At 46.6% G+C, this 13443-nt stretch carries 12 protein-coding genes; all 12 read left to right on the top strand.

The features are described from left to right. Positions 1-66: 66 nt before the first annotated feature. The 12 genes from dprA to fliI all read left to right on the top strand — a co-directional run bounded on the left by dprA (position 67) and on the right by fliI (position 13439). The gene (gene dprA, locus B4V02_RS15380) at positions 67-1185 is read left to right on the top strand and encodes a DNA-processing protein DprA (protein WP_094155462.1); all 1119 of its coding nucleotides are present in this window, start codon (positions 67-69) and stop codon (positions 1183-1185) included. Positions 1186-1551: 366 nt separating this feature from the next. Continuing rightward, complete coding sequence (gene topA, locus B4V02_RS15375) at positions 1552-3654, top strand: type I DNA topoisomerase (RefSeq protein WP_094155461.1); 2103 nt, start codon at positions 1552-1554, stop codon at positions 3652-3654. A 27-nt stretch (positions 3655-3681) separates the two neighbouring features. Beyond that, entirely contained in the window at positions 3682-5022 is a 1341-nt protein-coding gene (gene trmFO, locus B4V02_RS15370) for an FADH(2)-oxidizing methylenetetrahydrofolate--tRNA-(uracil(54)-C(5))-methyltransferase TrmFO (RefSeq protein WP_007430015.1), read from the top strand. A 26-nt stretch (positions 5023-5048) separates the two neighbouring features. After that, on the top strand, positions 5049-5591 hold the full coding sequence (hslV, locus tag B4V02_RS15365; protein ID WP_007430016.1) for an ATP-dependent protease subunit HslV: 543 nt from the start codon (positions 5049-5051) through the stop codon (positions 5589-5591). Positions 5592-5627: 36 nt separating this feature from the next. Continuing rightward, a complete protein-coding gene (gene hslU, locus B4V02_RS15360) occupies positions 5628-7028 on the top strand; it encodes an ATP-dependent protease ATPase subunit HslU (RefSeq protein ID WP_094155460.1) in 1401 nt (466 codons plus the stop codon). Positions 7029-7436: 408 nt separating this feature from the next. Further along, complete coding sequence (flgB, locus tag B4V02_RS15355) at positions 7437-7844, top strand: flagellar basal body rod protein FlgB (RefSeq protein ID WP_007430018.1); 408 nt, start codon at positions 7437-7439, stop codon at positions 7842-7844. A 6-nt stretch (positions 7845-7850) separates the two neighbouring features. Beyond that, complete coding sequence (gene flgC / locus B4V02_RS15350) at positions 7851-8303, top strand: flagellar basal body rod protein FlgC (protein ID WP_010346387.1); 453 nt, start codon at positions 7851-7853, stop codon at positions 8301-8303. 39 nt (positions 8304-8342) lie between these two features. Further along, a complete protein-coding gene (fliE, locus tag B4V02_RS15345; protein WP_007430020.1) occupies positions 8343-8657 on the top strand; it encodes a flagellar hook-basal body complex protein FliE in 315 nt (104 codons plus the stop codon). A 35-nt stretch (positions 8658-8692) separates the two neighbouring features. Next, the gene (gene fliF, locus B4V02_RS15340; protein ID WP_007430021.1) at positions 8693-10276 is read left to right on the top strand and encodes a flagellar basal-body MS-ring/collar protein FliF; all 1584 of its coding nucleotides are present in this window, start codon (positions 8693-8695) and stop codon (positions 10274-10276) included. 74 nt (positions 10277-10350) lie between these two features. Beyond that, positions 10351-11304, top strand: coding sequence for a flagellar motor switch protein FliG (fliG, locus tag B4V02_RS15335; protein ID WP_425270792.1), 954 nt, complete (start codon positions 10351-10353; stop codon positions 11302-11304). Further along, the gene (locus B4V02_RS15330; protein WP_007430023.1) at positions 11297-12133 is read left to right on the top strand and encodes a FliH/SctL family protein; all 837 of its coding nucleotides are present in this window, start codon (positions 11297-11299) and stop codon (positions 12131-12133) included. The genes fliG and B4V02_RS15330 overlap by 8 nt, the downstream gene beginning before the upstream one ends. Next, entirely contained in the window at positions 12120-13439 is a 1320-nt protein-coding gene (fliI, locus tag B4V02_RS15325; protein ID WP_007430024.1) for a flagellar protein export ATPase FliI, read from the top strand. Before B4V02_RS15330 ends, fliI begins: the two co-directional genes overlap by 14 nt. The last annotated feature ends 4 nt before the right edge of the window (positions 13440-13443 follow it).

Raw genomic sequence — 13443 nt, 5'->3', positions numbered from 1 at the left:
AAAATAGTGCAATGTGCCACAAAATAAGGGAGGGTTTACTCTTCCCGTGAATGGGGGAACCGCAGTTTGGAAGAAAGATGGCTTTTGTTAGGTTTACATGAATTAGAGGGAATCGGAAGAAAGACCATTCAGCGTATTTGGTCGAGTGATTATCGACTGCACGAGCTGCTGCATTTTAGTGAGCAGAAATGGATGGAGATTGGATTAAGTTCTGCTCAGGCTCGCCTAGCGGCACAGTGTTACAACGAAGAATGGGTTCATGAACGATATCAGCGAGCTCAATCCGGTGATATTGGAACGATAACTTATGTAGACGAGGATTATCCCCTATTAATGAAGGAAACAGTTGATCCTCCTTGGGTAATCTATACAAAAGGGGATAAATCACTTTTGCATACATGCGCTGTAGCCATGGTAGGAACTCGCGTTCCCACTGCGTATGGACGCAGAGCAGCGGAGATACTAACAGAGGGATTATGTCGTGCTGGGATTACGGTGGTTAGTGGATTGGCAAGAGGAATCGACAGTATTTGCCATGAAGCAGCGCTGCGCCAGGGAGGAAACACAATTGGTGTGCTCGGAACCGCGATTGATCAAATTTATCCGCCTCAAAATGCGTCTTTATTTGCAGAGATGGCAAGCAGAGGCTTGATCGTATCGGAGTATCCACCAGGCACGAGATCTCATCCAGGAATGTTTCCGCAGCGTAACCGGATTATTGCCGGCTTGACGAAGGGAACGCTTGTCGTCGAAGCAGATGCAAGAAGTGGCTCTCTCATTACAGCTGATGCTGCAATGGAGGCAAATCGAGATGTGTTTGCTGTTCCCGGACCGATTACGTCACCTAAGAGTAGAGGTACGCTCAGTCTGATTAAGCAAGGAGCCAAAACGGTCACTGAAGCTTCGGATATTATTGAAGAGTATGCAACTGATTTGCGTACAAGGGATGTTTCTTCATACAATAGAGAGCAGGGTCGCGATGTAAGGGAGGTCTTGAAAGCGCCAGAAAGTGAAACTTCCGAGGAGAATCGTATTGTGCTGTTACTGGAGCAGGGGACCCTGACTTTGGATGAACTGCTTGAAGCCACTGCATGGGATTTTGGACTTTTACACGCAGTTCTGTTATCGTTAATCATAAAAAAAAGGATCGCCCAGCTGGCGGGCACAAAATACAAGCTTATTTAGTAGTTGTTTTTGCAAAGTCCTTAGGCAAAGTCTTTAGTTAGTAATTGCACAAATTCAATTTTAAACATCAGGTGAAGGGAAGTAGGATATTCATTCGCACTGCGGATTCCTATTCCCTCCCCACTTCCTGAAATGTGTTGACTTTATAGCTCGCAGTAGCGCAGCAAGGGATTTGAATTCGGAAAAGCGATAGCGTTCGCCTTTGTAATGGAATTCTAACCTTATCGAAGGTTTTATAAAATCTAAGAATTCCGTTACAACAGCGATTGTAGAATCAAATCCATTGTGGAGCGTCTCGCGCTATAGCTCACCACATTTCAGGAAGACTATCATATTCATGTATGCAATCGAGAGGAGGAAGAGCCTATGGCGGATTCACTCGTCATCGTGGAATCGCCTTCCAAGGCGAAGACGATCGGCAAATACTTAGGCAGCAAATATATCGTCAAGGCTTCCATGGGTCATATCAGGGATTTACCGAAGAGTCAGATCGGCGTAGAGGTCGAAAATGATTTTAATCCCAAATACATTACCATTCGAGGTAAAGGCTCAATTCTAAAAGAATTAAAGGATGCCCGGAAAAAAGTAAAAAAAGTATATCTGGCGGCTGACCCGGATCGCGAAGGCGAGGCTATTGCTTGGCATCTGGCACATGCGCTGGAACTGGATGATACAGCAGATTGCCGTGTTGTATTTAATGAAATTACGAAGCAGGCTGTTAAGGATGCTTTTAAAACACCACGCAAAATCAATATGGATCTGGTCAATGCCCAACAGGCCAGACGCATACTTGATCGGCTTGTTGGCTACAAAATCAGTCCGCTTCTGTGGAAAAAGGTAAAAAAAGGTCTGTCCGCAGGTCGCGTGCAGTCCGTTGCGGTGAAAATTATTTTGGATCGGGAGACCGAGATCAGTGAGTTTGTACCGGAAGAATACTGGACGATTACAGCCAAGCTAGCTATTAAGGATAGCACCTTTGAAGCGAAATTCCACAAGCTGCGCGGCGAAAAGAAAGAGCTTTCCAGTGAAGCAGACGTGCAGGAAGTATTGAAGGCGATTGGCAAATCGTCTTACAAGGTACAAGATGTGAAGGAGAAAGAGCGTCTTCGCAATCCTTCTCCACCATTTACAACAAGTTCCTTACAGCAAGAGGCAGCTCGGAAGCTCAACTTCCGTGCATCCAAAACGATGTCTGTAGCTCAGCAGCTATATGAGGGCGTGGATTTAGGCAAGGAAGGGACCGTGGGTCTAATTACGTATATGCGTACGGATTCCACACGGATCGCCGCTTCGGCTCAAGAGGAAGCAAAGGAAATTATCATTCAAAAATATGGCGAAGATTTTGTACCTGAAAGTCCTCGTCAGTATTCCAAAAAATCGGCCAATGCTCAGGATGCACATGAAGCGATTCGTCCAACCTCTGCCTTGCGTGATCCAGAAACCGTTAAGCCGTTTATGAGCCGGGATCAGTTCCGGTTGTACAAACTGGTATGGGAACGTTTTATGGCGAGCCAGATGGCTTCCGCTATTATGGATACCCTGTCCGTTGATATTGAAGCAGGTGAGACGATTTTCCGCGCAGCCGGTTCTAAAGTTCGTTTTCCAGGCTTTATGAAAGTGTATGTGGAGGGGAATGACGACGGTAAAACCGAAGAAGATAAGCTGCTGCCGCCACTTCAACCGGGCGATAAGCTGAAAAAAGAATCGGTTGAACCAAAGCAGCATTTTACACAACCGCCTCCTCGTTATACAGAAGCAAGACTGGTCAAAACGCTGGAAGAATTGGGTATAGGGCGCCCGAGTACGTATGCTCCTACGCTGGAGACCATTCAGAAGCGTGGTTACGTCGCCATTGAGGAAAAGAAGTTCTTCCCTACAGAGCTGGGAGAATTGGTCATTGAACAAATGGAGGAGTTCTTTCCTGAGATTCTGAATGTGGAGTTTACTGCCAATATGGAAGATGATCTTGACCATGTAGAAGATGGAGAAGGAAATTGGGTTAAAGTCTTAAGTGACTTTTACGAGTCATTTGAGAAGCGTCTGGAAGTGGCAGAGGAAGAAATGAAGGAAATTGAGATCAAGGATGAAGTGTCTGATGTCATCTGTGATAAATGTGGCAGCCCAATGGTGTATAAGCTAGGTCGCTTTGGTAAATTTCTGGCCTGCTCTGCCTTCCCGGATTGCCGCAACACTAAGCCAATTGTCAAGGATATCGGGATCACTTGTCCTACATGCGGTGAGGGTCATGTCGTCGAACGACGGAGTAAAAAAGGACGTGTCTTCTACGGTTGTGACCGCTACCCGGAATGCGATTTTGTATCTTGGGATAAACCGTCCATTAAGCCTTGTCCAAGCTGTAGCGGTCTAATGGTCGAAAAACGAACAAAACAGGGAACGAAGCTCAATTGTACCGTCTGTGATCACAGCGAAATGCTGGAAGAGAGCGATGAGGGTGTAGAGACTTCATAAGAACAACAATAGCAGGGGGATTTATACGTGAGTGAAATGCAAAAGGTAACGGTCATCGGAGCAGGTTTGGCGGGCAGCGAAGCTGCCTGGCAAATTGCAAGCCGTGGAGTACCTGTCAAGTTATATGAAATGAGGCCGGTAGTAAAAACACCGGCACATCATACAGATAAATTTGCTGAACTGGTGTGCAGTAATTCCTTGCGAGCAAACGGTCTAACAAATGCAGTGGGCGTGCTGAAGGAAGAAATGAGAATGCTGAATTCCTTGATTTTGAGCGCAGCAGATCGTCATGCTGTTCCAGCTGGCGGTGCGTTGGCAGTGGATCGTGACGGATTTTCCGGCCATATTACAGATACACTTCATCAGCATCCGCTGATTGAGGTCGTGAATGAAGAGCTTCAGGAAATTCCACAGGATGGCATTGTGGTCATTGCAACAGGGCCCTTAACTTCTCCGGCTTTGTCAGAACAGATTAAATCGCTGATGGGAGAGGAGTATTTTTACTTTTACGATGCTGCAGCCCCGATTGTTGAAAAGGACTCCATTGACATGAGCAAGGTGTACCTGGCCTCCCGTTATGATAAGGGAGAAGCGGCTTACTTGAATTGTCCGATGAATGAAGCGGAATTTGACGCTTTTTATGAGGCCTTGATTACGGCCGAGGTGGCACAAGTTAAGGAATTTGAAAAAGAAATCTATTTCGAGGGCTGTATGCCTATCGAAGTGATGATGCAGCGTGGGAAACAGACTGCATTGTTCGGACCCATGAAGCCAGTTGGGTTAGTAAATCCACATACAGGCGAGCTGCCGTATGCAGTTGTTCAGCTTCGTCAAGATAATGCTGCAGGCACGCTGTATAATCTGGTTGGCTTCCAGACTCACCTCAAATGGGGGGAGCAAAAGCGTGTATTTTCTATGATACCGGGTCTCGAAAAGGCAGAGTTTGTACGTTATGGTGTGATGCATCGTAATACCTTTATTAATTCTCCTCAGCAGCTTCAACCAACCTATCAATTCAAGGGGAGAAGCAATTTGTTCTTTGCTGGGCAAATGACCGGCGTAGAGGGGTATGTGGAATCAGCAGCTTCAGGCTTGCTTGCGGGAATGAATGCGGCGCGTGCGGCGCAGGGACAGGAATTGTTTGTATTCCCTGCGGAAACGACACTAGGCAGTATGGCGCGGTATATTACGACCGCGGATTTCAAGCATTTTCAGCCGATGAATGCAAACTTCGGTCTGCTGCCAAAGCTGGAGAAGCGGATCCGCAATAAGAAGGAAAAGAACGAAGCGCTCGCGAATCGCGCACTGGAAAGCTTGCGTCGTTACATCGATGAAACAGGAGTTATGACAGCTGAAGTACAGGCATAAGGATGAAGGAAAAGGAGGAGCGCGTTATGGATATGTCCTTTCATGCTACCACCATCTGCGCTGTACGCCACAATGGCAAAGGAGCTATTGCGGGTGATGGACAGGTAACGTTCGGCAACAGTGTTGTTATGAAGCAAACTGCTAAAAAAGTACGTAGATTGTATCGTGGGCAAGTCGTTGCGGGATTTGCGGGTTCGGTGGCTGATGCCATCACATTATTTGAAAAGTTTGAAAGCAAGCTGGAGGAACATCACGGCAATCTGCAACGGGCTGCCGTAGAACTGGCCAAGGACTGGCGACAGGATCGTATTCTGCGCAAGCTGGAGGCGCTAATGATTGTGATGGATACCTCCGGCATGCTACTCATTTCCGGAGGCGGGGAAATTATCGAGCCAGACGATGATGTACTTGCGATTGGCTCAGGTGGTAATTTTGCATTGGCGGCTGCTCGAGCGTTCAAACGTCATGGAACTGATATGGATGCAAAGGATATGGCGCGGGAAGCTTTAGAGGTCGCTTCAGAAATATGCGTGTATACAAACAATCAGATTATCGTGGAAGAACTGTAAATCGGCTCTGAGTATTCAAGGGTGGAGGAATGCAAAATGAAGAATCAATCGTTGACGCCCAGACAAATTGTATCCGAGCTGGATAAGTATATTGTCGGACAAAAGCAGGCTAAAAAATCTGTTGCTGTTGCCTTGCGCAACCGTTATCGTCGCAGTAAGTTGCCGGATGATGTCCGGGATGAGATTGTGCCTAAAAATATTTTGATGATCGGGCCGACAGGTGTGGGTAAAACGGAAATTGCGCGTAGACTTGCACGGCTTGTGGGGGCTCCTTTTGTCAAGATTGAAGCGACCAAATTCACAGAAGTGGGCTACGTTGGTCGTGATGTGGAGTCCATGGTACGTGATCTGATGGAAACCTCCATACGCATCGTGAAGGCGGAGCGAACAGAGAATGTGAAGGACAAAGCGGAGGACATGGCCAATGAACGGATTGTCAACATTCTTGTACCTGCGGAGAAGTCGGGCAAATCGCAGCGTAATCCCTTTGAAATGCTGTTCGGTAACAACCCGGGTGCTGCGGTAGAAGAAGAACAACCACAACAGGACGCTTCCTTGACGGAGAAAAGACGCAAGGTCAAATTTGATTTGCTGTCCGGTAAGCTTGAGGATGAGATCATAGAGATTGATGTGGAGGATACCGCACCCAATATGCTCGATATGTTTGCCGGGCAAGGAAATGAACAAATGGGTATGAATATGCAGGAGATGTTCGGAAGTTTTCTGCCCAAGCGGACTAAAAAGCGCAAGTTATCCGTGAAGGAGGCCCGTAAGGTTCTGATTCAGGATGAGGCCGCCAAGCTGATCGACATGGATGATGTAATTCAGGAGTCTGTGAAACGTGCTGAACAGTCCGGTATTATTTTCATCGATGAAATAGATAAGATTGCCAGCCAGGGCAAGGGGAATGGTCCTGACGTTTCCAGAGAGGGCGTCCAGCGTGACATTTTGCCTATTGTCGAGGGCTCTACCATTATGACCAAATATGGTCCGGTAAGAACGGATTACATTCTGTTTATTGCTGCAGGGGCCTTTCATGTCGCCAAGCCGTCTGACCTTATCCCTGAACTTCAAGGCCGTTTTCCCATCCGTGTAGAGCTGAGCAGTTTGACCCTGGATGAGTTTGTATCGATATTGACGGAGCCTAAAAATGCGCTGACCAAGCAATATACGGATCTGCTCCGCACTGAAGAGATCGAAGTTGAATTTTCAGCGGATGCGATCCGTGAGATTGCCAGCATTGCCGAGTCCGTAAATCGAAACACGGAAAATATCGGCGCGCGCCGTTTGCATACTATTTTAGAAAAGCTGCTGGAGGATTTATCCTTCGAAGCTCCTGAGCTTACATTGGATCGTATGATCATTACGCCTGAATATGTTCGTGAGAAGCTGGGTGATATTGCCCAAAACAGGGACCTTAGTCAGTATATTTTATGAATAGGGTTTCTAAAAATAGGGTGTGTGGTCCAGAATAACACTATCTTGCACCGTTAAATAGACCTAGTTAAAAGTTAAGTTGATGATTTTTCTGTCTATTCCAAAAGTAGGACGTGTAATCTTTTACAGGTGTAAAGTGCTAAAAAAAAGCTCGTTTTCTCGAAAAAAACCTGAAAAATTTAACATTTTATGCATCTAAAGCCCTCTTTTTTAAAAAAGATAGGGCTTTTTTCTTATTGTAATTAGGTCCCAACTCTACGAAACTTAGAATATATGACAGAAAGCAATTATTTTCTACTTAAGACCTAAGAGAAATGTATAATTATGAAATTAAATTGTCGAAAAAAAGTGAAAAATCTTGTTTTATTGAATCTTACTTTGGAGTAGACGCTGGAAGGGAGGAGCTAAATGAATCTGCTGGGTGATATTAGCTTTCAAAAGCTTCAGGCAGGTGTTCAGGCGGCCAATACGAGACAACGTGTGATAGCCAACAACATTTCCAATGTGGATACCCCGTATTTTAAGCGTTCGGAGGTTTCATTTGAAGAATTGCTTCAGCAGCAAATGGACGGTGATGTAACGCCACTGCGTGGAAAAGTTACCAATGCAAGACATTTTCAAATAGGACCTGTGAACTCTATTCCGGACGCTATGGTCACCAAAGATGGGTACTCAGTCATGAACAATAATATGAACAACGTCGATGTCGACAGAGAAATGAGTCTTATGGCTGAAAATCAACTAAGATATAATGCCTACATCCAAGAAATTAATGAACGTATCAAAATGATGAGAACAGCGGTAGAAGGGAGATAGGATTAGGTGAAGATTAACAACGGCTTTGATATTAGCGCATCTGCACTTACGGCCCAACGGTTGCGGATGGATGTTATATCAAGTAACATCGCGAACGCAGAGACAACTCGGGCCAAAGTGGAGAATGGACAAGCAATTCCATATCGGAGAAAAACGGTTGTTTTGGAGCCGAACCAATCTGGCTTTGCCGATGTTTTGAAAGCTCAAATGGAAGGAAATGGTACGGGTTCCGCTGGCGTCAAGGTTGCGCAAATTCAGGAAGATCAGTCACCTTTGAAGCCTGTGTACAATCCGGGTCACCCGGACGCTGATAAAGATGGTTATGTATATATGCCTAATGTAGACATTATGAAAGAAATGGTTGACATGATTTCTGCAACACGCTCGTACGAAGCCAATGTAACAGCTCTGAATGCATCAAAAGCGATGGTTTCCAAAGCGCTTGAAATCGGTCGCTAAGTTCCAGGACTACTAACTATTGAATAGGGAGAGTAAAGCATGATTCAAAACGCCATGTTTAATGTACAGACACCGGTAATACAGCAGATTCAATCGCCTAACAATGAGTTGACGAAAGCGACACCTTCCGAATCCTTAAAGGATTTTGGTTCTTTCCTGAAGGATGCTCTCAATGAAGTAGGGCAGCAGGAAGCCGCTACACACCAGATGTCCGACCAATTCATGGCAGGCAAAGTTGATGTGGATCAAGTCATGATCACTTCTCAGCAAGCACTGCTTTCCCTGCAGCTTACGACACAGGTCCGAAACAAAGCGATCGAAGCCTATCAGGAGATCATGCGTACACAGATGTAAAGAGGGTCTAGCAAAGTTTCGGATGGGGTGACGGAGTGAACGAGAGAATCGCCCAATATCGGGATAAAATTGCCGGGTATTGGAATAATTTCAGCAAAAAACAGAAGATACTACTTGTTTCGACATTAGCATTCATTATTATTGCAATTGTAGTGCTAACGATGCAGTTTACTAAAACCGAGTATGAAGTGGCTTTCCGGGACTTGAATGCAAACGATGCTGCCGGAGTCATTAAATATCTCGATTCAGCGGGTATACCGTATCAGCTCAACGCTGGTGGGACGCAAATCTCAGTCCCAACTGCAAGTGCGGATAAGGCAAAGGTAGACGTTGGGTCTCAAGGCCTGATTCAAAAGGGCTCAATCGGCATGAGTGCTTTTGACCAGTCTTCCTCGGCAATTGGTATGACGGAGAACGAGTTCAATGTGAAGTATAATAACGCATTGAATGGCGAAGTACAGCAGCTGTTGGAACGGATGGATGGTGTCCAAAGCTCTAAAGTTGTCATTAATATGCCGAAGGAAAACATTTTTGCCGGCCTTGAAGAGAAGGACAAAGCCTCTGCTTCAGTGCAAATGGAATTTGAACCTGGCTTCACGCCAAATCAACAAGCCATTGATGGCTACTTTAATCTGGTGAAAACGGCTGTGCCGAATTTGCCAGTGGAGAACATTACAATCACCAATAAGGAATATGAGTTGATTCCAACAGCCAAGGGCGGCCAAGGAGGACTCACTAGTGGTGTTCAGGAAAACATGGCTCTACAGAAGAAGTTTGAGAGCGATGTAAGGAATAATGTTCAACAATTTTTGTCGAAAATTGTTGGGGATGACAAGGTGAATGTACTGGTCATGTCCCAGCTGAATTTTGACAAAGTAACATCTAAGGAACAAATGGTCACACCTGTTGACCAGGCGAAAATGAAGGGCATTGAAATCAGTGCTCAACAAATTCAGGAAAGCTATACGGGCAGCAGTGGACAAACCGGAGGAGTTGCAGGAACAGGAACGCAGGATATTCCAGGTTACCCTGGAGGAGCCAATTCCGGCAACACCAGCTCAGATAAGAGCTCGAGTACAATTAACTACGAAGTTAACCGAATTGCGAGAGATATTATCCAAAGTCCGTACGTTGTAAAAGATTTAACCATTAATGTGGCGGTTGAACCACCAACAGGACAACAAACGTTGGATACTGCAACTCAGACAGCAATTCAAAATATCTTGGTTAATATTGTAAGAGCTTCGTTGGCGAATTCCGGTACTACCTTTACAGACGCTGATTTGGCCAAAAAGGTTTCAGTTTTCTCTCAAACTGTCCCGGCGCCAGCGAACACCAACACATTCTTCTCGGCTTCCAATCCGTGGGTTTGGGGCATCGGAGCTGCAGTCCTGGCATTGTTGGCGGGTGCAATCTTCCTGATCGTGCGTCGTCGTCGTAAACAGGAAGAAGATCTAGAGGAAGATTTGGAACTCATGCCAACGCCGACGGAGTTCCCGTCTATTACCATGGAAAGTGTGACAAATGAAAGCCAAGTGCGTAAACAGCTTGAAAGTCTGGCGAAAAAGAAACCCGACGAATTCGTCAATCTGCTTCGTACATGGCTGGCTGACGAATAGAGGTGAGTTCATTGGCAAAGGCAAGCAGTCAAGGTTTAACGGGAAGACAGAAAGCAGCTATTCTTCTGATCACAATGGGGCCAGAAGTATCTGCTCAAATATTCAAACATTTGCGTGATGAGGAGATCGAGCAACTTACATTGGAAATTGCCAATGTGCGAAAGGTCGATGCCGTTGAAAAAGACTCCATTATGGCCGAATTTCATCAAATTTGTCTGGCTCAGGAGTACATTTCCCAAGGCGGTATCAATTACGCGAAAGAAATATTGGAAAAAGCGCTCGGATCGCAAAAAGCGGTCGAAGTCATTAACCGCCTGACGGCAACGCTACAGGTAAGACCATTCGATTTTGCCCGCAAAGCTGATCCAAACCAGATTTTGAATTTTATACAAAATGAGAATCCACAGACGATTGCTCTCGTGCTTTCGTACTTGCAATTCGAGCAGGCGGCGGTTATTCTGTCGTCCCTGCCACAGGAGAAGCAGGCAGATGTGGCCCGGCGTGTTGCTGTCATGGATAGCACATCTCCGGAAGTTATTTCACAAGTGGAACGTGTGCTGGAACAAAAGCTGTCAGCAACCGTAACACAGGATTACACGAATGCAGGCGGTATCGAGTCCATTGTTCAAATTCTGAATGGCGTAGACCGCGGAACCGAGCGTACCATTCTCGACTCGCTTGAAATTCAGGACCCTGAACTGGCTGAGGAAATCAAGAAGAGAATGTTCGTATTCGAGGATATTGTCAATATCGACAATCGTTCCATTCAACGCATTATCCGCGATATCGACAACTCGGATTTGCAGTTGGCGCTTAAAGTATCCAGTGAAGAAGTACGCGATGTGATTTTCCGAAATATGTCGAAACGTATGGCAGAGACCTTCAAAGAGGAAATGGAGTACATGGGACCGGTGCGGCTGCGTGATGTGGAAGAAGCACAGACACGTATCGTATCCACGATCCGCAGATTGGAAGAGGCCGGTGAGATTATAATCGCACGCGGCGGAGGAGATGACATCATTGTCTAACTTGATCAAATCTTTCCAATATGTGCCTGTAGAGGCTTTGAAAACGATTGATGTGGCACATGCATATGCGCCAGAAACGACGGACGAGGAAGTCACAACTGAATATATGGAGCCGGAGCCCCAAAGAGATTATGAGGCTGAGCGGCTCCGGGATGAAATGCTGAATGATGCCAAGGATTTTGCCGAACGGCAGGTTCGTGAGGCGGCTGAAGAAGCGGAACGGATGCTTCAGGAAGCACAGCAGCAGATTGAAGACTGGTGGCAGGAACGACGTGAGAATGACGATCAATTAACCCAGTCGTTAAAAGCCGATGGCTTCCAGCAAGGCTATGAAGAAGGTCAGAAGCTGGCTGAGGCAGAGCTCCAGACAAAATCGGAGCAGATGATGGAAGAAGCACAGGAAATTCTGCGTCAGGCTTATGAGATTAAAGAGCAGCTGATTCAGGAAGCTGAGCCGTTTTTGGTCGAATTGAGTAGCGCTATTGCTGAGAAAGTCATTGAAAAGCAGCTTAGTCTTGAGCCGGAATATACGATCGAGCTCATTCGCAAAAATTTGGCTCGCAAGCGGGAAAAAGGAACTATCACGTTGTGTGTGTCGCCTCAGCATTTCGCATTTGTGCAAGGCGCGCGCGAAGAACTGTCATTAACTGTTGATTCACAGGCAGAACTGCAAATTATTCCTGATGGTACCGTGAAAGATCGCGGTTGTGTGATCCGTTCTTCCTTTGGAAGCGTGGATGCACGAGTTGATACGCAATTAGCGGAAATCAAAAAAGAACTGCTGCGTCTGGCACATGAGAATGAGGAGCGAAGACATGAAGGGGCTTAATGCACAGCGCTACATGGATCATTTGCGACAGCTGGACCCGGTTCGGGTAAACGGCAAGGTTACACAGGTTATCGGTTTGATGGTGGAATCGGAAGGTCCGGATGCCAGCATTGGGGACGTTTGTTACATTTATCCGGGCAAAACGGCCAAACCACTGCAGGCGGAGGTTGTGGGCTTCAGAGACAACAAGGTACTTCTGATGCCGCTGGGAGAATTACAATCCATTGGTCCCGGTTGTGATGTCGTAGGAACCGGGAAACCACTCAATGTGCAGGTAGGATCAGAGCTGTTAGGCAAAGTGCTGGACGGTCTGGGTCAGCCGCTGGATGGTTCGTTGATTCCTTCGAGAATGGCGAGATATTCGACCTTCAATATTCCTTCCAATCCGCTGAATCGTCCGCGTGTGCAGGAACCGATCAGCATCGGAGTGCGGGCTATCGATGGATTGCTAACCATTGGTAAAGGACAACGGGTTGGTATTTTTGCAGGATCTGGTGTAGGCAAGAGTACCCTGATGGGAATGATTGCACGTAATACGGAGGCCGATGTCAACGTAATTGCGCTGATCGGAGAACGTGGACGCGAGGTACTGGACTTTATCGAACGGGACTTGGGCCCGGAGGGTCTCGAACGTTCTGTAGTCATTGTGGCTACTTCCGACCAGCCTGCATTGATTCGCATTAAGGGTGCACTCATTGCGACGACGATCGCAGAGTATTTTCGGGATCGCGGGTTGAACGTCATGCTGATGATGGACTCCGTTACCCGGTATGCTATGGCTCAGCGTGAAGTAGGACTGGCCATAGGGGAGCCGCCAGCAATGAGAGGTTACACCCCTTCCGTGTTTGCCAGCTTACCGAAGCTGTTGGAGCGTGCAGGAACGGGGCCTACCGGCTCCATAACTGCCTTTTATACAGTGCTGGTCGATGGTGACGACATGAACGAGCCCATCGCGGATGCGGTGCGCGGAATTTTGGATGGACATATTGTATTGAACCGGGGGATTGCTCACAAAGGGCATTTTCCTGCAATTGATGTGTTAGCGAGCATAAGTCGGGTCATGAAGGACATTTCACCGCGTGATCAGATTGAAGCTGCCGAGAACATTAAGCGTTTGATGGCCATTTACAAAAATTCGGAGGACCTGATTAACATTGGGGCCTATCAGCAGGGTTCAAATGCAGAAATTGACGAATCCATAGAGCGCATACGGGATATATGGGATTTTACAAGACAAAGAACAGATGAAAAGACTGAGCTGGATGAGGTACGGGAACGTTTGATTTCTGAATTTACGAGGAGATGAAGGT

Source organism: Paenibacillus kribbensis (assembly GCF_002240415.1).
GTDB classification, from domain to species: Bacteria; Bacillota; Bacilli; order Paenibacillales; family Paenibacillaceae; genus Paenibacillus; species Paenibacillus kribbensis.
Note: the sequence above shows the minus strand (reverse complement) of the source record. Positions and strands in the feature narration are given on the sequence as shown.

Coding starts and splice junctions, on each gene's coding strand:
- fliI (WP_007430024.1), top strand. CDS start 12,120: ATGAAGGGGCTTAATGCACAGCGCTACATGGATCATTTGCGACAGCTG.
- hslV (WP_007430016.1), top strand. CDS start 5,049: ATGGATATGTCCTTTCATGCTACCACCATCTGCGCTGTACGCCACAAT.
- fliG (WP_425270792.1), top strand. CDS start 10,351: ATGGGGCCAGAAGTATCTGCTCAAATATTCAAACATTTGCGTGATGAG.
- topA (WP_094155461.1), top strand. CDS start 1,552: ATGGCGGATTCACTCGTCATCGTGGAATCGCCTTCCAAGGCGAAGACG.
- hslU (WP_094155460.1), top strand. CDS start 5,628: ATGAAGAATCAATCGTTGACGCCCAGACAAATTGTATCCGAGCTGGAT.
- fliE (WP_007430020.1), top strand. CDS start 8,343: ATGATTCAAAACGCCATGTTTAATGTACAGACACCGGTAATACAGCAG.
- flgB (WP_007430018.1), top strand. CDS start 7,437: ATGAATCTGCTGGGTGATATTAGCTTTCAAAAGCTTCAGGCAGGTGTT.